This is a genomic window from Parabacteroides goldsteinii, from assembly GCF_020091425.1.
Classification (GTDB): Bacteria; Bacteroidota; Bacteroidia; order Bacteroidales; family Tannerellaceae; genus Parabacteroides; species Parabacteroides goldsteinii.
Genome location: NZ_CP081906.1, coordinates 178,018 through 199,077, shown reverse-complemented (window position 1 = coordinate 199,077; position 21,060 = coordinate 178,018). Strand labels below are relative to the sequence as shown.

Below are 21,060 nucleotides of genomic sequence, written 5' to 3'. Positions count from 1 at the left end.
CTTCTTATATTTCCAATAGGATTTTTGTAATCACTTAAAAAAGGATGACAGGATTGATATCTTTGCCGTCCTTTTTCTTTGTAAACGATTGATAAACTTTATCTTGCATATTCGTAAGTATCCGAAAGTATATATGTGGTTAAGAGTCAAAATATTCACAGGTTATCTCACGTTGATCTCCCTGCTTGTCCTGCTCGTCCACCTGTTCCGCCAGGAGCAGATGAAGCGCAGCGACATCCGCTCGGACGAACGTGAGCAAGCCCGCATCCACCAACTGACAGAACAGGTCTATATCGGTCTGCTGGAACTGTCCGCATATGGAGAAACCGCTATTGTCTGGGATTCCCTGGATCTCCAATCCTACCGTTCACGACGCATCGAGACATGCGACGCCCTCCGGTCCCTCGGCACGCACGGCCGTCAGGAGCAGACGGATTCGCTTTGTCTGCTGCTCAAGAAAAAGGAGAGCGTGTTGGAAGCAGTCATGGCGACATTCCTCCGCCTGCAGGACGTGGATGACATTGTCAGCGAAAAGATCCCGGCCATAGTCACTAATGTCCGCAAAAGTCCGGAAGTGAACGCTCCGAAGATGATGGATACAGAAAATGACAAACCTCGAAAAGAGAACATCTTTCAAAAGATATTCAAACGCAAGGAAAAGAAGTCCGCCTATCTCGCCCAGCGGGAGAAGAAAGAGAAGGAAAAGGGAAACAAGAAGGAGACCCCTGCGACGACAGTGGCAAGCCTGCTATATTCACTTGACAAGCAAGTGACCGACCATCAGACGCATGAACGTGAGAAGCTGCTAGACCAGATGAATGAGTTGTATGTGAGCAGCACGGACCTGAACCAGAAAATCCATGACATCGCAAAAGAGTTGGAACGTGAGACGGCCGCCCGTCTGGAAGAGCGCCACCTGCGCTCCGTCTCCGAAGGCGACCGCTCCTTCCGCATGATCTCGTACCTGTCCATATCTATCTCCTTGCTCACCCTCCTGCTGTACGGCCTCGTCCATCGCGACCTGAAACGCAAGTATCGGTACCAGCGCAGGCTGGAGTCCTCCAATACGGAGAAACAGGAGCTCCTTCAGTCCAGAAAGGACATGATGCTCTCCATCGCCCATGACCTTCGCTCGCCCCTTACCACGATAAACGGCTCGGCCGAGCTGCTCCCCAAGGAGAACGGTGAGCAGGGCAGGATGAAATACGTGGACAACATCCGGCACGCCTCGGAGTACATGCTCTCGCTGGTCGACACGCTTATGGAGTTCTACCTGCTCGACAGCGGCCAGTTACAGCATCATCCCTCCATCTTCCACCTGAGCACCCTGATTGAGGAGACGGCCGACAGCCACGCCCCGGCCGCCAAGAAGAAACATCTCGGTCTCTCCACCGGCTTCTCCGGCCTGGACGTGGTGGTCGGAGGCGAGAAGGGATTCCTCCAGCAGGTGATGAACAACCTGCTCTCGAACGCCATCAAGTTCACGGAGAAAGGGAGCGTCCGCCTTGAGGCGGAATACAGGAAAGGCGAGCTCCGGCTTCTTGTACAGGACACGGGTATAGGCATGGATGTGAAGGACGCCTCCCGGATATTCGCTCCGTTCGAACGGCTGGAGAACGCCCGGCACGCGTCCGGTTTCGGTCTTGGTCTTGCCATCACCTCCCGGCTTGTATCGGAGATGGGAGGAAAAATCGATGTGGAGAGTACGCCGGGCGGGGGAAGCTGTTTCACCGTGCTGATTCCCCTGCCTCCCGCCGACGGTAACTCCCTGATGGAGAACCGACGGCCATCCGGCAGCCCCCGTCTGGAAAACACACGCATTCTCCTGCTGGATGATGATATCAGGCAGCTCGGCATAACGAAGGAGATGCTGCGTCGGTGTCACGCCTTATGTGACTGCTGCACGGACAGCCGCGAGCTCATCGTCCGTCTGAGGGAAAACACTTACGACGTGCTGCTGACGGACATCCAGATGCCGGAGATGGACGGCTTCTCCGTACTGGAGCTGCTCCGCTCATCCAATATCCCGCAGGCCAGGACCATTCCGGTGGTCGCCCTGACGGCGCACGTGAACAAGGAGGAAGAATATCTCGCACGCGGCTTCGCGGGACGCATCCGCAAGCCGTTCACGATAGAAAGCCTCTCTGAAGGCGTAGCGCGGATTATCGGTACCTCGGAGAATAGGGTCTGGAAACCGGACTTTTCCCTGATCCTCTCCGGTGAGGAGAACCGCCGGGAGATGCTGGACGAGTTCGTGAGGGAAAGCCGGAAAGACCTGCGTGTCCTACGCCAGGCACTGGAAAACGGCGACCGCCGGACCGTCCGGGAGGTACTGCACAAGAACCTGCCCCTTTGGGAATCCGTCCGGCTGGACTACCCGCTGGAAGAACAGCGGCGGATCACGACCTCAGATCCGGAAGGGTGGACAGAAAAGGAATTGGAACAGATACGCGACATAGCGGAGGCCGCCGACCGGCTGGCCGCCTTCGCGGAACAAATACAAGACATTGAATGAAAACGATACTGATCATAGAAGATGACGTGATATACGCCCGCAGCATCGGCAACTGGCTGAGGAAACAGGAGATGGGAAGCGAGCGTGTCACAACCCTCTCCGCTGCCCGAAAGAGCCTCTCGGACAGGGAATACGACCTCGTACTGGCCGACCTCCGCCTGCCCGACGGCAACAGCACGGATCTGCTCCGTTGGATGCACGACCACCACATTGTCACTCCGTTTCTGATCATGACCAACTACGGCCAGGTGGAGAACGCCGTGGAAGCCATGCGCCTGGGAGCGGTCAACTACCTTTGCAAGCCCATCCAGCCGGACAAGCTGCTGGAAGCCATCCGCAAGGAGTTCAGCCGTCCCCGCCACGACGGCACGGAGTTCTATCGGGGAGAAAGCGACAAGGCGCGTGAAATGTACCGCCGGATCAGCCTGGTGGCGCCCTCCGACATCTCCGTCCTAATCCGTGGCGCGTCCGGTACGGGCAAGGAACATATAGCTCTCGAGCTGCACGAACAAAGCCGCAGAAGGAACCGACCATACATCACTCTGGACTGTGGCTCCCTTCCGGAAGATCTGGCCGCCTCCGAGCTGTTCGGCCACCGTAAGGGCGCGTTCACCGGCGCGGAGAGCGACAAAGCCGGCCTGCTGCAGGAGGCCGACGGCGGTACGTTGTTCCTGGACGAGATCGGCAACCTGTCCTACAAAAGCCAGATGCTCCTTCTGCGTGCCTTGCAGGAGAAATGCTACAGGCCGGTGGGCTCGACCCGGGAGCGCAGTTTTGACATCCGCCTGATCGCCGCCACTAACGAGAACCTGGAAGAGGCTATCGCCGAAGGACGTTTCCGTGAGGACCTGTTTCACCGGCTGAACGAGTTCACCATCCGTGTCCCCCTCCTTTCGGAATGCCCGGAGGATATCCTCCCGTTGGCCCGTTTCCTTCTGGGGCACCTCATGAAAGAGCACCGCAAACGGGTGCAGGGTTTCGACCGGCTGGCGGAGGCAGCCCTGAGGCGGTATCCCTGGCCGGGCAATATCCGTGAGCTGAGGAACACTCTCCGCAGTGCCCTGCTGCTGACGGACGGGGAGTGGATCACCGCGACTTCCTTGAACCTGGATCTGACGTTAAAACAGGAAGAGGTACCCACCCTCACGGAGGAGGAAAAAGAGAGGCAGCTGTTACTACAGACACTCGAACAAGCCGGAAACAACCGGGCAAGGGCCGCCAAGATGCTTAGTATCAGCCGGACCACCCTGTACGAGAAGTTGCGGAAGTACGGCATCATCTGACGCATGGAAGGTCACGGCCAAAAGGGGGACGTGAAAACCGACTCCCCCAGGAGTTAACTTTCCTTGTCTTGCCTTCAAAGCAGATTCCGCTTATGTTTGCAACAGACGGATAGAATATAAAGCGTTTATTATAAATCATTTACCAAATAAATATATTATAAGCCATGAATATCCTACCTCTATGCGGCAAACTCAGCCTTGATATCTGCGATTTTGAACGTCGAAAACGCATGTGGCAGACAGGCCTTGCCCAGGCCATGCGCCTGTCCCCGCCGTCAAACGACATCCGGAAGATTATCGAAACGAGGCTGCTGGAACCGGTTGTAAGGGAGTTGGGGCGGAAAACCGGACAAGACATCCGGTACAGGGTGCTCTCCCGGGACACCTGCTTCCATCTGCTATGCAAGGGAAGGGAATTCGCCTTCATATCCCTTCCCAATCCTTCCACCGGCAGAGTGTTCATCCAATACCTGAACGAAAACGCGAGACGGGCCTCCCCGCTGAGAGAGCTGCGGAATACGGATGAAATCAGTTCGTTCCTCCAGGAGCGGTTTCCCATATGACATTCCCCGGCTGACAGCCGGCAGTCAAAGGGGCTTACAGAAAGTGTACGCTTCCCTTACAATTTTGTAAGGCGGGTGTACACTTTTCATTTACACCCTCAATCCTAATCCGTCTTCCACTACATTGATTGCCTGCCTTTTATAATATTCCCCTGATAAAATCCGTCCGCTGGTACGGCATTCGTTTCCCTTGTCATTGAACGTAAAACTTAAATTGGAATCTTATGGAAACATCAATGGCAGACCGTCTTCTCGGTTGCTTTGCGAAAGCCGTCCGGGAAAAGAAAGAGCTTACAGAAGTAGAATTGTCATCCGCCTATACAGAATTCATGAACCGCCTGCAATCGATAACCGACGGTGGGCAGCCCATCATCATGAAGCTAAGGCAGCTGCACCGTCTGGAACTGGAGCTGGAAACCTACCGGCACAGGGCATATCCCGTCCTTGAGGGCCTGGCAGACATCTACTTGACAAAAGCCGCCGCCCTTGTCAGAATGGAGACGGACCTACTCCATTTCATGGCGGACCATCCCGGAATCCATACTACACCGTCACCTGCCGACGAAAAGGCAAGGAATCGTCCCGCCCTCCACTGGAAAGGCTCCCAGGCAAATCTGATGGAACTTGTCTCCTCGCTGGATTATTCCGGCCTGGTGACGGACGGGAAAGGAAACCGCCAGTCCTTCGCCGCCCTGGTCGCGGCATTCGAAACCCTTTTCAATGTCACCCTGCCCAAGCCCTACGACCTTCGTGCCGACCTTGCCCGTAGAAAGAAGAACCTTTCCGTCCTGCTTCCCAAACTCCGGGAAACCTACGAGAAAAACATCGTGAACTGCGGGATCGACCGGCATTGAACCGGCGGGGAAACATCCCTGTCAGTAAAAGTCATCTCCTGTCAGGGATAGTCACCTCGCGCCGTTTGGCGCATAGCGGAATTCTCACTTATTTTGCTCCCGAAAAGATAACCATAAAGAAACAGAAGCAATATGGCAAGAATCAAGCAGACACAGAAACCGCAGGATGTCTCCTCCCAGCCCTGAAGAGGCGGGCGCAAGCCGAAGGATGAATCCGAACTTCATTCCTATTATTACGGGTTCCGCCTGGACGAAAGGCAGAACATCGAATTCGAGAGGCTCTACGCGAACTCCGGTGCGAAGACCAGGTCCCAGTTCATCCTCTCGGCCATTTTTGGCAGACCGCTGAAGGTGGTGAAGATCGACAAGGCCGCCACGGACTTCTACATCCGGCTAACGAACCTGCAGAGCGACTATCGCCGCGTGGGAGTGAACTACAACCAGGTGGCCAAGGCCGTCCACAGCGGGGAACTGACCGAAAAGAAAGCCCTCGCCCTGCTTTACAAGCTGGAACAGCTGACCGTGGAGTACATCTCGCTGAACAAAGAGATTATCCGTCTCACTAAAGAATTTGAGCGATGGTTGCAAAGATAACATCCGGGGTGTCCGTCTACGGGGCGCTTTATTACAACCAGGAGAAAGTGGACAAGGGCAAGGCCCGGACACTGGCATGGAACCGTATCATGGAGCGTCCCGACGGCACGACCGGCATCCCGGAGTGCATGCGCAGTTTCGAGGCCTACCTTGCAGCCAACCGCCGGACGGAAAAGCCGGTGATCCACCTCTCGCTCAACCCCCATCCCGACGACAGGCTCTCCGACGGACAACTGGAGGCCATCGGGCGGGAATACATGGAGAAACTGGGTTACGGTGACCAGCCTTACATCATTTTCCGGCACGAAGACAATGCGCGTCCCCATATCCATATCGTCTCCTTACGTATAGACGAGCAGGGCAGGAAGATAAGGGATTACAAGGAGTGGGAACGTTCCATGAAAATCTGCCGGGAGCTGGAACAGAAATACAGACTGGCCCCGTCAATGAAAGAAGAACGTAAGATCTCCGGCGCCATGACAGCGGTGGAGTACCGCAAAGGTGACCTGAAACACCAAATTGCAAACGTGGTCAAACCTGCCCTGCAGGGTTACCGCTTCCGCTCATTCAAGGAATTTAAGGCCCTGCTCGGACTCTTCAACGTGACGGTGGAGGAAGTACGCAAGAGCGTCGACGGAAGGACATGCCACGGGCTGGTCTATGCGGCACTTGACGAAAAAGGCAGACGCTGCGGAGTGGGCATCAAGTCCAGCGACATCGGAAGGAGCGTCGGTTACGAGGCCCTGAAAAAGAAATGTGCTCGAAGCAAGACGTGGATGAAGAAGCATCCCGTACCGGAAAGCACAAAGGAGGCTATCCGGGAAGCCCTGCGTCAGGACACCCGGCAGGGATTCCTCCGGCTCCTGGCCGGAAGAGGCGTCGTCCCCATACTTTGGGAAAACGAACAAGGCGTGATTTACGGGGTGACCTACATCGACCACGGATCAAAAACGGTCTTCAAGGGCTCAGCCCTTGGCAGGGAGTTCTCCGCCTCCGTCCTAAGCAGGCTGTACGACGCGCCGCTTCCCATGGCAATCCCCCATGAAGATACCGCCTTGAAAGAGGAAAGGGCAAGAGGGGAAACCGGATTTGCGGAAGGGCTGCTGGATATCCTCTCTACAGAATCCCGTCCTTATCCGGATAGGGAAACCGCAGAAGGTATCTACGGAAAAAGAAAAAAGAAACGGAAACGCCGCGGCCCGCATATCGGCTAAAAGGGTTTCCAAAAAGATAAGACATAAGCAAAGTATCACCTGTAAAACAAGTAAAACATGTCACAAGAAGATGCCAGGGGACTTGGCAAGACCACCGACTTCATGCGGGCGGTCAGCATCCTGTTCCTTGTGATGAACGTCTATTATTTCTGCTATCCGTTTTTCCACCGCCTGGGATGTACCAACGGCATGGTGGACAGGATCCTTCTGAACCTGCAACGGGATACGGGGCTGTTCACCCATTCGCTGGTGACCAAGTCCTTCTGCCTGATGTTCCTCTTTTTCTCCGCGATGGGGGCCAGGGGACGCAGGGAGCTGGAGATGTCCCGCCGACGCATCGGCTGTATTCTCATTTTCGGGCTGTCGTTCTACTTCTCAAGCGAGCTGCTACTCACTTCCCCGTGGGACATCCGGCTTGTCACGCTGCTGTACGTCTCTGCCGTCACCGCGGGCTACATCTGCCTCCTGACCGCCGGCATGTGGGCCGGCCGCCTTTTAGGAAGCCAGCTGATGGATGACGTGTTCAACGAGGAGAACGAGTCCTTCATGCAGGAGACAAGGTTGATGACGAACGAGTATTCGGTGAACCTTCCTACCCGTTTCCACTACAACAGGAAATGGCACGACGGCTGGATCAACGTGGTGAACCCGTTTCGGGCAACCCTCGTGCTGGGCACGCCGGGCTCGGGCAAGAGCTACGCCGTCATCAACAATTACATACGCCAGCAGATTGCCAAAGGCTTTGCCTGTTACATTTATGATTTCAAGTATCCGGACCTGAGCACCATCGCTTACAACCAGCTGCTTAAGAACAGGGACAAGTACGACGGCAACGTGCAGTTCTACGTTATCAATTTCGACGACCCGCGCCGCAGCCACCGCTGCAATCCGATCAATCCGGCCTTCATGTCGGATATAGCGGACGCTTACGAATCGGCGTATGTGATTATGCTGAACCTGAATAAAAGTTGGATACAGAAACAGGGTGATTTCTTCGTGGAATCCCCGATCATCCTGCTGGCAGCCATCATATGGTATCTCAAAATTTTTGAGAACGGGAGATACTGCACCTTCCCCCATGCCATCGAGCTGCTGAACAAGCCCTACTCGGACGTGTTCACCATCCTGACCTCGTACCGTGAGCTTGAGAACTACCTCTCACCCTTCATGGACGCCTGGAAAGGCGGGGCGATGGAGCAGCTCCAGGGCCAGATAGCGAGCGCGAAGATACCGCTCTCGCGTATGATCAGCCCCTCGCTCTACTGGATCATGAGCGGGGATGATTTCACGCTGGACATCAACAACCCGGAGCAGCCCAAGGTGCTGTGCGTGGGTAACAACCCCGACCGGCAGAACATCTATTCGGCGGCCCTGGGACTTTACAACGCCCGCATCGTCAAGCTGGTCAACCGGAAGGGAAAATTGAAGAGCTCCATCCTGGTGGACGAGGTGCCGACCATCTATTTCCGGGGGCTCGACACGCTGATCGCCACGGCGCGGAGCAACAAGGTGGCGGTCTGCCTGGGAGCGCAGGACTTCAGCCAGTTGGTACGCGACTACGGAGAAAAGGAAGCGCGCGTGATCCAGAACACCATCGGCAACATCTTTTCCGGACAGGTGGTCGGGGAAACGGCGAAAAACCTCTCGGAACGCTTCGGCAAGGTGCTCCAGCAGCGCAAGTCCGTCAATATGACGAAAGAGGACACTTCCACCAACATTAGCACTCAGCTGGATTCCTTGATACCTGCCTCCAAGATATCCAACCTCTCACAGGGGATGTTCGTGGGAAGCGTATGCGACAATTTTGGAGAGACCATCAGGCAGAAAATATTCCATGCCCGAATCGTGGTGGATAGCGTGAGGGTGGAAGCCGAGACGAAGGCGTACAAACCGATACCCGTCATCACGGACTTCACGGGAGAAGACGGCAAGGACCATATGCAGGAAGAAATAGAACGCAATTACTACCGCATCAAGGAAGAGGTGGGCGACATCATCCGGCGCGAGCTCCTGCGCATAGAAAACGATCCGAAGCTGAGCCACCTGCTGGAGACGGACGGGGAATAACAGACTGATATAAAACAGGATTGCCTGAGGGCAATCCACTATTCAATAACCATTTAATTTTAGTTTTATGACCGAGAAAAAGAAAAACATCGCCCTTCAGGAAAAACCCTGTTTCCCGTGGGTGGGCGGAAAGAGAAGACTGCTGCCGGTACTCATCGAATCCCTGCCGGCAGATTTCGAAAAGATGGAAACGTATGTGGAACCTTTCGTGGGCGGCGGCGCGCTGTTCTTCTGACTAAGACAGGCCCATCCCAGTATCCGCTGCGTGATCAACGACTCCAACGAGAGCCTGGTAAACGTGTACCGTGTCATCCAGAATTCCCCCGAGGAGCTGATCAAGGCGCTGGAGGGCATCCAGAGAGAATACCATGCCCTGGCGGAGCACGCGGACAGAAGGGCGTACTTCATGGAGAAACGCACATTCTTCAACGAGGGCGACCCGGACAATGTCACTCGCGCGGCGTTGTTCATCTTCTTCATGCGCACCTGCTACAATGGCATCTATTCGGTAAACCGCAGCGGCAAGCTCTCCGTGACGTTCGGTGCAGGCAACCGCGCAAAAATACTGGAAGAGGACCTGCTCCGCTTGAACCATAAACTGCTGCAGGGAGTCGTCATCTTGGACGGGGACTACCGCCAGACCGGACAATACGCCAGTGAGAAGACCTTCTTCTACTTTGATCCTCCCTACAAGCCGGTCAACGAGTCGGGTGGATGCACCTCCTACATGCCGGACGACTTTGACGACAACGACCAGATCCGCCTGGCCGAGTTTTGCAGGGATCTGGGGGATGCCGGCAGCAAATGAATGCTCTCCAACTCGGATCCGCGCGAGAAGGATCCGACTAATACCTTCTTCGATGATTTATACGACGGCTTCCATATCCAGCGGCTGAGCATCTTCCGCTCGGTCTGCTCCATTGCCGAGAAGCGGAAATCGGTCAACGAGCTGCTGATAAGAAATTATTAATAAGAATTGGGATATGGGATAAACGCCGGAAACATATCCGATATCCGTACTATAAACAAAGGACTACCCCAAATCGGGTAGTCCTTTGTTGTTACTTGCAGTCTAAAATTATCAAGGTCTGATGTAAATACCAGCACACTTCCGCCGGAAAGGTTTGGAGTGGAGGAGATACCGCCGGGCGGCGAGTCCGTAAAACGGCACGGGAGTTTTTACGGGCGTGCCCTTTTACAGAAACCGCATGAACCCTTATGCAGGCAATGGCGCGGCTCCGAAAGACCGAAGGCATAATCGGTACGTGTACCCGCTGTCAACGATGCCGTACCGGGATTTGCAGCAGGAGCGGAATACCGCTACGGGCTGCCGCCGGAAGCAGTTTCATTCCGGATAGCGAAGGGTGATCGCGGCATGCCCCTTTTTATAGCTCACCCTGAGCCCGAGCTTGTCCAGCTCCTCCCGGACAAGGGATTCCTCGAACCCTTCGGCCATGAATTTTTCCCTGAGCAGACCGATGACATTTCCCGTTCCGGTACTTCCGGAAAGAAAATCCTCCGTCCATTGTAGGAAACTTCCGCCGGTACGTATCAGATTGTAGCGCCTCAGACAGAAGTTCTCCATGCTCTTCAGGTTGAATCCTTTGAAAGACAGCAGGTCGCAGAGAAACGGCCCGTTGGCATCGTCCACCCTGATTTCCGTCGTCAGTACGCAGGCTGGCGTGCCTTTTTCTCCGGGAGCATTATAATAAAGCCGGATGTTGTTCCCTATATACAGCCCCATGACATACACCATCTCTCCAGGGGATTCCGTCATGACGGGAAATGCCTGCAATCCGGCATCCTCTCCCCGCTTCAAAAGCACGATGTCCGGTTTTCCGGAACTCCTGTCTTCCGGCGGGCATGACACCATCGTTCCGTTGGTCTTTCTCCATCCGAGAAACCGTAGACAGTTCCCTATATCTTTCAGATACCTTTCTTTCTCCCTACTTCCATCGAGGTACGGGTGGAGCGTATCCACGATTTCGGCCCAGTTCTCATTCGTCTTCATATATTTATTGTTTACAAATTTCTATAAATCAAACCGCTTTGCAATGGAAATATAGCTATTTTATCCCGATCGGTCAAATGAATTCCCTAAAAAGTCATAGGAGAACCGCTCATGCAATCTTCCCGTGATTTTTCAGAAACCAGGTACGGCCCATATCTCCTTCGACCCGGCATGGAGCCTTATCGGACTCTTTCCCCGTCCTTCCGTACGGGGTCTACCGGATGATTCCAATCGTACGGATTTTTTAATAATGCATAAGTTTCCTCCGCCATATCCCTTTTCAGCTTTTTTATCAATTTTAATGAGAAACCGAATCTGGAAGAATATGAATGACAAGCACCCCTGCTGTAACCAATGCCGGATCAATAATGACAGGCAAGTCAGGATGTTTGAAAACAATAAAACCAATGGGTGTGATAAGTGCGGATAACAAAGGAAATCCTTCTTTTTTGCAGATGTGAATGATAATTGAGCCTTTCATTCCGGCTGCAAAATTGGCACTGCATTGGTAAAATGAAAGGGAGGGCCGGACTTTTGGCTCTCTCTTGTTACATGTCAGTCCCATCGTAGGACCGGTTACTGTTTTATCTTTCACCTGCTTCCCTGTTTCAGTTCCGCACATGGCTCCTCCGTCTTTTTCAGGCGGTGCTGGAGGAACTCGTTCAGATCCTTGTGGGGCAGGTAATGTACCGCCTTGTCCATCACGCTCCCGCACTGCCTTCTGATCTCCTCCGTTGTCTTCCGGCCTGCGTCATCATTGTCCAGGAAACAGCAGACATGCCCGTAATATTTCAGTACGTCCAACGCCCCCTGCAGATTGCCGACCGAATTGAGTATCACGCAGTCCGGCACCGGCTTTCCCTGTTTGAGCGTAAGGTACGAGAGATAGTCCATGAAGCCCTCAAACACCAGGACCGTCGTCCTTCCGTTCCCCCCGGATCCATGCCTCAGATGCGTGATGTCCTTTGGGGAGGTCGAACCCTTGAAATAAGGGTTGCGTATCTCCAGTCCGTCCTTCCGGTTCCTGAACCCGATCCCGAAATACCATTTGCCGCGCGTGCGGTAATGCACCTCCACGCACTCCCTCGTGGCGATACCGGAAGGAATCCCCCTCTTTGCCAGGTAGTCCAGCAGCACCGTATTGCGGAGCGGCGAGACGCGTAGCTCCTCGAATGCTGCAGGTGTGGCGGCCGCTTTCCGGGGTGTCTGAGCGGGCGTGAACACGGGGAAGTATCCCTCTATGCCCTTCAATACGGAGGATATGTCACGCGTTCCGTACAGCCTTTGCGCCAGGTCGATGATGCTGCCTCCCGTCCCCTCGCCAAAATCATGTCACAGGTTTCTGGAAAGGCTGACCTTGAATGAGGGGGTACGCTCCTGTCTGAAAGGCGAGCGGTACCACAAACTGTCCCCCTGTTCCTTTACGGGGGAGAATCCCATCCGCCTGAGGTAATCCTCCAGCGGAATCCTTTTCGCTTCTTCAATGTTCATGACTCGTCGTATGATTGATGATGGTAAGAATTTAGAACCGCCCGCCGAACCATTCCACCGGGTCCAGCAGCCGGCCGTTTTTTTGCAGTTCGAAATGCAGGTGGTTGCCGGTGGACGTCCCCGTGCTTCCGACCTTTCCGATGCGCTGTCCGATACGTACCGTTTCGCCTTTCTTTACAAGGATCCGGCTCATGTGCGCGTACAGGGTGGAGTATCCGCCCTTATGGCGGATGCGGACGAACCAGCCGTAACCCGGGCTGTAGTCGGCGGAGATCACCCGGCCGTTTCCTGCCGAATATACCGGCTCGCCATACGGGGCCGCCAGGTCCACCCCCTTGTGGAATATCCTCCGCCCTTTTACGGGATGCATCCTGCTTCCGAACCCGGAGGACATCCGGTAGCGGGTACGCCTGCCGTCAAGAGGGAACAGGACCGGATAATCCGACAGGATGGCGACCGTCCGCCGCAGCCCTCATTCTTCCGTTCATTTCCCCGGTCCCCGGACACGTCCGTTTAACATTTCCCCGCCGCTTTCCGCCCCTCTTCCTCCATCCTCCAGGCAGGCGGAAAGTGACAAAAGGTGACAAAACATGACTATTAATGACAACTTTCTCATAATCAATTTATTTAATGGCAAAGATACTAATTTTACCTCCCGAAATGATTCATTCACCTTTAAATTTAACAGTCATGCAAGAAGTAAATCCCGCTGCGCAAGGCAGCGAAAACGCCACTCAGGAACAGGGTTACCTGATGGCTTACGACAAGAAGGAACAGAAGGCGAAAGGCGTCAAGGGCATCGCGGCAAACGGTGAGCTGGAGACGCTCGAGGCCAACGAGCAAAACAAGGGACAGTTCATCCGCGTGGACCGCTTCGGGAATTTCTTCACCAACTTCGGGAAGAACTTCCTCTACCAGTACAACAACCCCACACGTTTCTCTCTTTACCGGATGGAAGAAAATACCCCGGTGGAACAGGCCGCCAAAAAGATCGAGGAGGCCCAACGTCCCGAGAATGAGGCCGTCCGCCGCGAGCTTTCCAAAAACAACCGCATCTACAACAACCATTTCTTCAATGAGCGGGAGATCAACTGGGAGCAGGCCGAGCGTTACGGGCTTACCCCGGAGGTGCTCAGACAGACGGGCGACATGGAAAAGCTGCTGCAGGGCAGGCAGTCCGGCATAGCCTATGACATCTCCATGAACACCGAGCTGGGACGCCAGAAGGGGGATGCCAAGCTCTCGCTCTTCCGCGACGAGAACGGGGCGGTCAAGTTCGACCTGCACTTCATCCGCCAGGCACCGAAAATCGGGCAGGAATACCGGGGATACAAATTGGAGGAGGACGTGCTGGAGGCGTTGAACCGTACCGGCAACGCAGGCCGGATTGTCAACCTGGTCACGGACTACCGCACCAAGGAAATAAAGCCCTGCTACCTGTCCAAGGACCCGGTGACCAACGAGATGTTTTTCCTCCCGGCAGACCAGGCACGCTGCCCGCGCAAGATCAAGGATTATGTGCTGAGCGACAAGGAATATGCCGATTACGCCGCAGGAAAAGAGGTGCCCATCGAGTTCAAGTCCTCGAACGGGAAGGTGTACCGGACCTCCATCCAGATGAGCGCGGCCGAGCGCGGCACGGAATTCCTGTGGGAACGCAGTACCCTCAAGCCGGAGAAAAAACAGGGGCAGGAACAGACGGCCGGCCTTAAGGAGACAGCCGGGAAACCGGCCAGACGGACCAGACAATCCATAACCCCCAAAATGTAACCGGCCATGACATCCGTAAATGAAAACATAAAACGGCTGGAAGAGCTTTCCCAGGAGGACGGCACAGGCGGCCTCCTGGTCTGTTACGAGACGGGCAGGGACAAGCCCCATGCCGACTCCTCCTACCAGCTTTATCCTGTCAATCCGGATCAGAAGGGCATGACCTACCAGTTTCTCAGCCTCCTGCATGTCGGGGTGGAGACCGCCCGGATATCAGCCTTCATCCCTGACACCCGTATGGAGGTCTACCGCTTCCCCCGTATGTCCGACCTTCCTCCCTTTTATCGGGATACCCCCGTCAAAGAGTATATCACCGGCATGCTGCTGCCCCATATCAAAAAGAACGGGCTGAAGCCGGTGGTAAGTGTCAACCTGCGCGACATGGTCTTCATACGCTCCGAAGGGCTGTCGGTGGAGCCGGGCGGTGTTCTTCGCCTTAATGCCGGACAGGTCGACCGGCTCGTGGAGTTCCGCCGGCGGCAGGACGAACTGGCCGCAAGATATAAATACATCCCCCGACACAAGCTGCCCCTACGCGTCATCGAGACTCCCAAAGGTGTACTGGTGTTCAGCGGCGGCGAGATCGGAAGGAAAGGGACTGAAAACTTCTATAAGTTTCTGCTGGATAACTATTTTTCGATGCATGCGCCTTCCGGTCCCATCAGGCAATACCGCGTGGATTCACCTTCCGACAAGTTATACGGACTCACCGACATCTCCTGCCGGAAAGAGTCGGGAACAAACAGATACACGTTCGACCTTTTCGACGCATACGCCGGTATCGGAGCGTCGGAAAAGAAAGGATGGGTTTTGGAGTTCGCCACGGACATGGATCCTTCCGATACGGAATACCGCCGCTTGGAGGACTTCTCCGGCTGCCGGCCGGAAGGAAACAACAGGGATATCTTCCGTCTGCTCACCTTGCAGAAGCACTTCGACAGGAACATCATCCTCGATCCGGCTTTCGCCTACCATTTCCAGTTCAAGGAATTCGTCAGGAGGATGGATGATTGCGTAAACGGTCTCTCCAAAGGGGACAACATGGAAAAAATACTGGACGAAATGCGGGCAAAGTCGGATCATATCCTGAGAACGGATTTTCGGGTACGGGGGTACGGTACTTCAGACCGGCAAAAGGAGAACAAGCCCGGAAAGGCCCAAAAGAACAAACCTAAAATATAGCCATGATCAGAAAAGAGCAAGTCAAAATTGGAATGCGGATTGTCGGGGATGATCCCGAATCCCCTGAAAGCTATCCGTACAGAGGAACCGTCACCGCCCTTTGCGAGACAGGCCGGAACGAGACGGACTTTCACATAGTCATCAAACTGGACGAGGCATCCATGAGACAGCCGGAAATATCAAGGTGCTGTCCCGAAGGCATCATGAGGTGCTTCCCCTGGAGGGTCAGCCCCGAGGAAAAACCGGAAAAACGGAACAATATCCCTTCCCTGGCCTATACGGCTGTAGAGACATCCCGGGGATTCCTCTTCTTCACCCATACGGAAGAAGGCAAGAGGAGCCTTCGGGAATTCCTTCAGGAAATGGCCGACAGCTATTTCGAGCCGTCATTCGACCTGGGACCGGTATGCGTCTATGAGGCGGAAGGCGTACTTCCTGCTCTCTCTTCGGTCAATCCGGAGAAAATGCCCCTTGCGGCATATCCCTACGTGCGAAAACCGGAGGATTTCCGGCTGGATGTCCGTTACCGGAACGGGATGAGACCGACAGCGGAGGATTTCCGCAGCTTCTGCCACAATGCCGGTTGCTCGGTCAGCCATCGTAACGGAAATATCACCGACACTCTGGAAGCCTTGGAACGTTACGACAGGCGTCTGGAAACACTTCGGTACATGCCGGAAACGGCTCCTCACGAAAGGGATGAGATCCGTGAGACCAGGCAGCAGCTGCAAAGACTGCTGGACTCCGCCTATGATGTCCGCGGACACCGCACGGCAGGAAGGATACTGGATGATCCCGCCCCCGAGGTCAGCGTGGAAGGAGTACGGCTGTCCGCTCCCCAGCGGAGCATTCTTAAAGCCGACCTCGGGTTGTACCTGCCATGCAAAACCGGAACCGGCCCCGCTCACGCGTATGCATGGGTGGATAGGAATACTGACCGCATCGTCTTTGGCAGCCGCCCGCCCGGAGACCGTGAAACCGTCGGGGTCAAACGGGATACGGAAAAGAGGTCCTCCGCTTCTCTGAGAAGTACAAAAAAGAAGACGGGTCCCCGTCATAAGATGTAAAATTGTAAAATCAAGAAAGACAGTATGGAAAAGAAAAACAAGACAACACCTTTGAAAGTGGTGCGGCGGGAGTCCGGTTATCTGCTGTTTTCCGACAGCAATACCGGAAAGGAAGGCCTTGAAAGCTATCTCCAGTATACCGCCGACCATTTCTTCGATCCCCATGCCCATGACGGCCCCCTGGAAATTTATGAGTATTCCGGTTTCCGGAAGGAGCTGGCCTCCCATATCAACAGCAGCTGCCGCAGGGGACTTTTACTGGGCGGGTACGTTTCCTCCGACCTCCTCCCGGCAGAATTCATCAACCGCCTCGAACCGAAACTCTACGTCCCCATGAGTCCGACATCCGAGGGGTATTCCGGGCTGTTCTCCCAAGTGAGGGGATATATGGGGCTCGAACTATCCCGAAAGCCGGAGAACGAGGATATCTACCGCCTGCTCTCCATCAGGGAACACGGTTATATGAACATCCATGACAAACCGTTCACCTATTACCGGGAGCTGCTGCCCCTGGCCGAACAGCTTGAAAAGGTGACCCAGGTCAAATCCGCCGGCCTGTTCGACGTGCAAGCCTTCAAGGAACTTTCCCTCAAAATAAGAAAAGCGGCGGAGGATATCCTTCACCGGGACTTCGACGTAAGGGGCCACCGGTCGTTGGAGAAATACCTCAATGCCCCCGACACCTCCCTTCTTGTGGGAAACAGGGTGCTGGACAAGGCGCAACTCGGGATACTGGCCAAAGGGAACGCCCTGTACCTGCCGGAGAATGACCGCCCAGCCTCCCGGCACCTGCTGTACTGCATGGCGGACTTTACACGGAACAAACTGCTGGTGTCCGGTGAACCGTTCCCTACCAGGACCTACCGGGTAAAGGACGGTATCCCGCATCCTGTCAGTCCGCAAGAAAAAATACCGGAGAAGCGAAAGACTCCCCGTAAATCCACCGGTAGGAAAATATCATAACCTGCCGGGATATAAAGAAATCTAAAATATCACGATATGGAAAAAGAAACCGATTTGAAACAGAGCGGACCGCTCGTCCTTTTCAATGTGGACAGAAAAGGCAGGCTGGCGGACTATGCCGTGTGCCACAGTGACTATGAATGCGGCGATTATCTGCTCCGGCAGGCGGAGCTGGCCCTGGGCGGGGCGTATGTCCCCAATGAGTCCGTATACTGCCTTGCAGGGGCGGAACGGACGGACGACGGCCTTCCGGAACTGCTGGACGACTATATCCGAGAAGGCAACATCCGCGACCTGCCCTCGATTGGCCTGCGCAGCCTCACGTTCATCCATGAGACTACAGGAGGCGGCCTGCCGGAAGGGATGTGGGCCATACTGAAAAAGACGGAACAGTTGTTGGACAGCCCGGATAACAGAAAAATACTGGAAGCGTACCATGCCTACCACGAAAAAAGGGAGAATGCCCTGCCCGAGCGCACCCTCTCCGCCGTCCGCACGGACAAGGGAGTGCTCCTGTTCGACGACTCGGTCCGGGGGCTGCAATGCCTGGAGGGTTACCTGCGGTACCACGCGGACCGGTATTTTTCCCCCGAGCTCCACGGGCTGGAAAAACTGGAGGTATACCATTTCAGCACATCCGATAAAGGCATATCGGACGCGGCCAAAAGGTGCGCCTTTATGTTCACCCCGCAGGGCCGGCGTGAGTTCGTCCCCAAAAAGGCGCGTTACCAGCCGGACTCCCTTGTAGCCGGCCTCCATCCGTCAGCCGGCTGTCCCATGCACGCGGACGGTGAGGCGTTCAGGCGGTTTGTCAAGACCTTCGGCCTGAATGCCACGGACGAGGCGAACGAGATCGCCGCCCTGACCGGAATCCGTGCCAGGGGACTGTCGGATCCCGGACAGCTGGAGAAGGTATCCGTCCACCGGACCGGATTCCGCAGCCTGTATGAACGCCGGCAGGCCTGCCTAGAAAGGAACGACATTGTGATGTACCGGGCACTCGGACAGGCTTCCATGGACATGGCGGAGAGAATCCTCAGAACGGAATACAAGGTACGGGGATACGCGCCTTCCATGGCGGAAAAAGAAACCGGGCACAGAGCCGGTCCGCCTGCCGGTAAAAAGAAGACAAACCGATGGAGGAAAACAGATGGAACCCCTAAAAGACGGATATAGCATGGCATGGCTGGAACGACTGATAAGGTCTTGGAAACGCCCCCGGGAGGAAAAACACGGAAACCTCTATCTGGAACTGTGTCCGGACAACCGGATAAACTCCTTCATGGTGGTCCGACACAGGCCGCAGGGCACGGATCCCTTCATGGAATTCATCGGGCATACCGCCGACAAAGCCATAAGGGAGGGAAACGGGACGGTCCCGGACAACCTGCTGCTGGCCCTGGAAGGAGTGCCGGAAAAAATGCTCCCGACAAGGGAGGAGCTCCAGGAGGAACACCCGGGGAAAGTATGGGAGCTCATCCCCGGGTACGGCGGGATAACCGGAGGGAACCCGGTCCCGCTCAGACGGGCCGTCTACCTGAGGGCGCACGGGAGGGAGATAGACCGTACCGCCCTCAAAGAGATGGAGCGTTCGTCCGGCTGCCGGAACTACGAGGCCTATGAGACCGCCATGGAAAGGACCTCGGAAGGTAAGAAAGCCCTGTTCCGCCTTACTTTCGTGAAGACGGAACGGGGTGTCAGGGTATTCAACGACGGCCTGCAGGGTCCGGAGCGTATGCGCGGGATGCTGCAGGACATGGCGGACCGTTTCTATTCCACCGCATGGGAAGGGCTGAAAACGCTTTCCATCTACCGGATCGAGACGGCCTCCCGGAAGCTGCTGGAAATGTCTCGGGACAACGGGCGGGATTTCCCCGCCTCGCAGCCCCCGCTGGAGCTCCTTGCCGGCTATCTTCCGACGGTATCTTTCGACATGTCGCCCACGGCGGAGAACCTGGAGCGTTTCGTAAAGGCCAACTCCCTGACACTCTCCGCAGGCAACCGTGAGATCATAACCCTGCAGGATATCGCCCGGAAGGGATACGCCCACCTGTATATGGACGGGCCGTTCCGTTACGGGAAAGAGTTCGCCGGTATCGAGAAAGAGCTCCGCACGCTCGCGGGAAAAAGGGAGCTGTACCGGGACTTCCCCTATGAGGAAAGGATACACGACCTTCGGGAAAAGTCCAGGGCCATTGCGGAATTCCTCCTGAAAAGGGAAGGAATCCGCAGGGAGATGCCCTCCCGGGAGCAGAAAGCCGACAAGTATGCGGAAAGGATACGTCGCATGGCGGAAAGCCCGGAAAAGAAGACTCTCCCCCCGGCTACCGGCGAGAAGAAAAAGGGGGCGGCTCGCAAACAAAAGGGTACGGCCTCCCGAAAAGTGAAACCCAAATTATAAACCGAAATGGAAACAACAGAATCATTCACACCCGAAGAACTGCTCGATGCCGGAAGACGTACCATCGACCGCAAGGCGCTGCAGAAGACCATAAGGGATATTTTCTCATACCGGAACCCGCTCAGGCAATTCATGGAAGGCTACCGTTTCAATGTCATCCGTTGGAGCGCCACCAACCTGAGGAAACCCTCCTTATGGAAACGCGTCAGCCTGTTCTTCAACACCAAAGGAATTCCGGGGATTCTCCGTGAGAATTTCCGGCAGAACCGCGCGGACCTGCTCGCAAGGTGGGAAAGGAGCGTCATCAGCGACATCAACCGCTCGCTCATCCGCCTGGGGAGCATACCGCTCTCCTCCAAGCCCCGCGACCTTTCCCGGCAGCTGAAGGACATATCCAGGAAAATATACCGGATGACCACCTATGACCGCTGCCCGAGCCTGCTCCAGGAGAGCCTGCTGCTGTCCACCTACGAGTATATATTCGCCTCGCCGCATGACAGGAAGTTCGGGAACCTGTGCCCCGACGAGATCTGCGGGATGCTCCGACAGAACGGTGTTCCGCAGGAAAGCCTCTGCTACCAGAACTATGAGAGCATCCTCGCCGGAAGGGAGACGGTCCTTTACGAGTTCACCTCCGACGGGAAAGCCACCCTGTATCTCAAGCCGATGGACCATGTGAGGCTGGAGATGACCTCCAAAGGGTATGACATGGTCCCCACGGGGCTTCCTCCCGCCCGGACTGTCCCTTCACCCACGGAAAGCATGGAGAATACGCCGCAGCTTTCCGAGAAAATCGGAAAGACCAGGAAAGCACGGAGCGGAGAGAAACCCGCCAAAGGAGCCGGGAAATCGAAGAAAGGGCCGAAAATAGGATAGTCCATCAACAACAGATAATAACCTGACAATAAAAATGTAAGAAAATGAAAGTCGTGATTTGTGAAAAGCCCCTCGTGGCTAAAAGACTGGCCCGCGTATTGGGCGCGGACAAAATGGAAGACGGGTATCTCACCGGAAACGGATACGCCGTCACATGAACGTTCGGTCACCTGCTGGCCCCGGTTTCCCCATTTTCCTGTCCGGAAGGA

At 55.3% G+C, this 21,060-nt stretch carries 20 protein-coding genes and 2 pseudogenes; 17 read left to right on the top strand and 5 right to left on the bottom strand.

From position 1 onward, the window contains the following. Nucleotides 1–133 precede the first annotated feature (133 nt). The 9 genes and pseudogenes from K6V26_RS01710 (at nt 134) to K6V26_RS01670 (ending at nt 10,060) form a co-directional block, all read left to right on the top strand. The gene (locus K6V26_RS01710; RefSeq protein WP_087339502.1) at nt 134–2,515 is read left to right on the top strand and encodes a hybrid sensor histidine kinase/response regulator; all 2,382 of its coding nucleotides are present in this window, start codon (nt 134–136) and stop codon (nt 2,513–2,515) included. Next, nucleotides 2,512–3,798, top strand: a complete 1,287-nt coding sequence (locus K6V26_RS01705; RefSeq protein ID WP_087339356.1) for a sigma-54-dependent transcriptional regulator — start codon at nt 2,512–2,514, stop codon at nt 3,796–3,798. Before K6V26_RS01710 ends, K6V26_RS01705 begins: the two co-directional genes overlap by 4 nt. A gap of 164 nt (nt 3,799–3,962) precedes the next feature. Continuing rightward, the gene (locus K6V26_RS01700) at nt 3,963–4,361 is read left to right on the top strand and encodes a hypothetical protein (RefSeq protein ID WP_087339353.1); all 399 of its coding nucleotides are present in this window, start codon (nt 3,963–3,965) and stop codon (nt 4,359–4,361) included. Nucleotides 4,362–4,585: 224 nt separating this feature from the next. Next, nucleotides 4,586–5,215 (top strand): RteC domain-containing protein, encoded by a 630-nt coding sequence (locus K6V26_RS01695; protein WP_087339350.1) that lies wholly within the window; start codon nt 4,586–4,588, stop codon nt 5,213–5,215. Nucleotides 5,216–5,407: 192 nt separating this feature from the next. After that, nucleotides 5,408–5,809 (top strand): annotated as a pseudogene (mobA, locus tag K6V26_RS01690) (conjugal transfer protein MobA); the annotation flags it as partial. Continuing rightward, nucleotides 5,794–7,023: a conjugal transfer protein MobB gene (gene mobB / locus K6V26_RS01685; protein ID WP_185117675.1), complete on the top strand. Its 1,230-nt coding sequence runs from the start codon at nt 5,794–5,796 to the stop codon at nt 7,021–7,023. The pseudogene mobA and the gene mobB, both read left to right, overlap by 16 nt. 57 nt (nt 7,024–7,080) lie before the next feature. Continuing rightward, nucleotides 7,081–9,090 (top strand): conjugal transfer protein MobC, encoded by a 2,010-nt coding sequence (gene mobC, locus K6V26_RS01680; protein WP_087339344.1) that lies wholly within the window; start codon nt 7,081–7,083, stop codon nt 9,088–9,090. Between the two features lie 67 nt (nt 9,091–9,157). Beyond that, nucleotides 9,158–9,898: pseudogene (locus K6V26_RS01675) on the top strand (DNA adenine methylase). After that, a complete protein-coding gene (locus K6V26_RS01670) occupies nt 9,899–10,060 on the top strand; it encodes a hypothetical protein (protein WP_224264460.1) in 162 nt (53 codons plus the stop codon). Nucleotides 10,061–10,435: 375 nt separating this feature from the next. On the opposite strand, the gene K6V26_RS01665 is transcribed toward K6V26_RS01670, so the two are convergent. From K6V26_RS01665 to K6V26_RS01650, 4 genes are all read right to left on the bottom strand, one after another. Continuing rightward, the gene (locus tag K6V26_RS01665; RefSeq protein WP_087339334.1) at nt 10,436–11,101 is read right to left on the bottom strand and encodes a hypothetical protein; all 666 of its coding nucleotides are present in this window, start codon (nt 11,099–11,101) and stop codon (nt 10,436–10,438) included. Nucleotides 11,102–11,399: 298 nt separating this feature from the next. Continuing rightward, a complete protein-coding gene (locus K6V26_RS01660; RefSeq protein ID WP_140396713.1) occupies nt 11,400–11,696 on the bottom strand; it encodes a hypothetical protein in 297 nt (98 codons plus the stop codon). Next, complete coding sequence (locus K6V26_RS01655; RefSeq protein WP_224264459.1) at nt 11,693–12,352, bottom strand: toprim domain-containing protein; 660 nt, start codon at nt 12,350–12,352, stop codon at nt 11,693–11,695. Before K6V26_RS01655 ends, K6V26_RS01660 begins: the two co-directional genes overlap by 4 nt. 81 nt (nt 12,353–12,433) lie before the next feature. Beyond that, nucleotides 12,434–12,592 (bottom strand): hypothetical protein, encoded by a 159-nt coding sequence (locus K6V26_RS01650; protein WP_165352357.1) that lies wholly within the window; start codon nt 12,590–12,592, stop codon nt 12,434–12,436. On the opposite strand from K6V26_RS01650, the gene K6V26_RS28765 reads away from it, so the two are divergent. The 5 genes from K6V26_RS28765 to K6V26_RS01625 all read left to right on the top strand — a co-directional run bounded on the left by K6V26_RS28765 (nt 12,585) and on the right by K6V26_RS01625 (nt 17,574). Then, nucleotides 12,585–13,109 (top strand): hypothetical protein, encoded by a 525-nt coding sequence (locus K6V26_RS28765; RefSeq protein WP_449590403.1) that lies wholly within the window; start codon nt 12,585–12,587, stop codon nt 13,107–13,109. The two genes, K6V26_RS01650 and K6V26_RS28765, sit on opposite strands and share 8 nt — an antisense overlap. Before the next feature lie 173 nt (nt 13,110–13,282). Further along, the gene (locus K6V26_RS01640; protein ID WP_224264457.1) at nt 13,283–14,362 is read left to right on the top strand and encodes a DUF4099 domain-containing protein; all 1,080 of its coding nucleotides are present in this window, start codon (nt 13,283–13,285) and stop codon (nt 14,360–14,362) included. Between the two features lie 6 nt (nt 14,363–14,368). Further along, complete coding sequence (locus tag K6V26_RS01635; protein WP_224264456.1) at nt 14,369–15,544, top strand: DUF6047 family protein; 1,176 nt, start codon at nt 14,369–14,371, stop codon at nt 15,542–15,544. Nucleotides 15,545–15,546: 2 nt separating this feature from the next. Next, nucleotides 15,547–16,611, top strand: a complete 1,065-nt coding sequence (locus K6V26_RS01630; RefSeq protein WP_087340142.1) for a DUF6047 family protein — start codon at nt 15,547–15,549, stop codon at nt 16,609–16,611. Nucleotides 16,612–16,635: 24 nt separating this feature from the next. After that, nucleotides 16,636–17,574, top strand: a complete 939-nt coding sequence (locus tag K6V26_RS01625) for a DUF6047 family protein (protein ID WP_224264455.1) — start codon at nt 16,636–16,638, stop codon at nt 17,572–17,574. Between the two features lie 21 nt (nt 17,575–17,595). Here the strand turns inward: K6V26_RS01625 and K6V26_RS01620 are convergent, their stop codons facing one another. Further along, complete coding sequence (locus K6V26_RS01620; protein WP_224265891.1) at nt 17,596–18,201, bottom strand: hypothetical protein; 606 nt, start codon at nt 18,199–18,201, stop codon at nt 17,596–17,598. On the opposite strand from K6V26_RS01620, the gene K6V26_RS01615 reads away from it, so the two are divergent. Genes K6V26_RS01615 through K6V26_RS01605 form a run of 3 tightly spaced genes read left to right on the top strand, consistent with a single transcriptional unit; the run spans nt 18,082 to nt 20,851 of the window. Beyond that, complete coding sequence (locus tag K6V26_RS01615; RefSeq protein WP_224265794.1) at nt 18,082–18,750, top strand: DUF6047 family protein; 669 nt, start codon at nt 18,082–18,084, stop codon at nt 18,748–18,750. The two genes, K6V26_RS01620 and K6V26_RS01615, sit on opposite strands and share 120 nt — an antisense overlap. A gap of 1 nt (nt 18,751) precedes the next feature. After that, complete coding sequence (locus K6V26_RS01610) at nt 18,752–19,975, top strand: DUF6047 family protein (RefSeq protein ID WP_224264454.1); 1,224 nt, start codon at nt 18,752–18,754, stop codon at nt 19,973–19,975. A gap of 6 nt (nt 19,976–19,981) precedes the next feature. Then, nucleotides 19,982–20,851 carry a hypothetical protein gene (locus K6V26_RS01605; RefSeq protein WP_224264453.1) on the top strand — a complete coding sequence of 290 codons (870 nt, stop codon included), beginning with the start codon at nt 19,982–19,984 and terminating at the stop codon, nt 20,849–20,851. Nucleotides 20,852–21,060 lie beyond the last annotated feature (209 nt).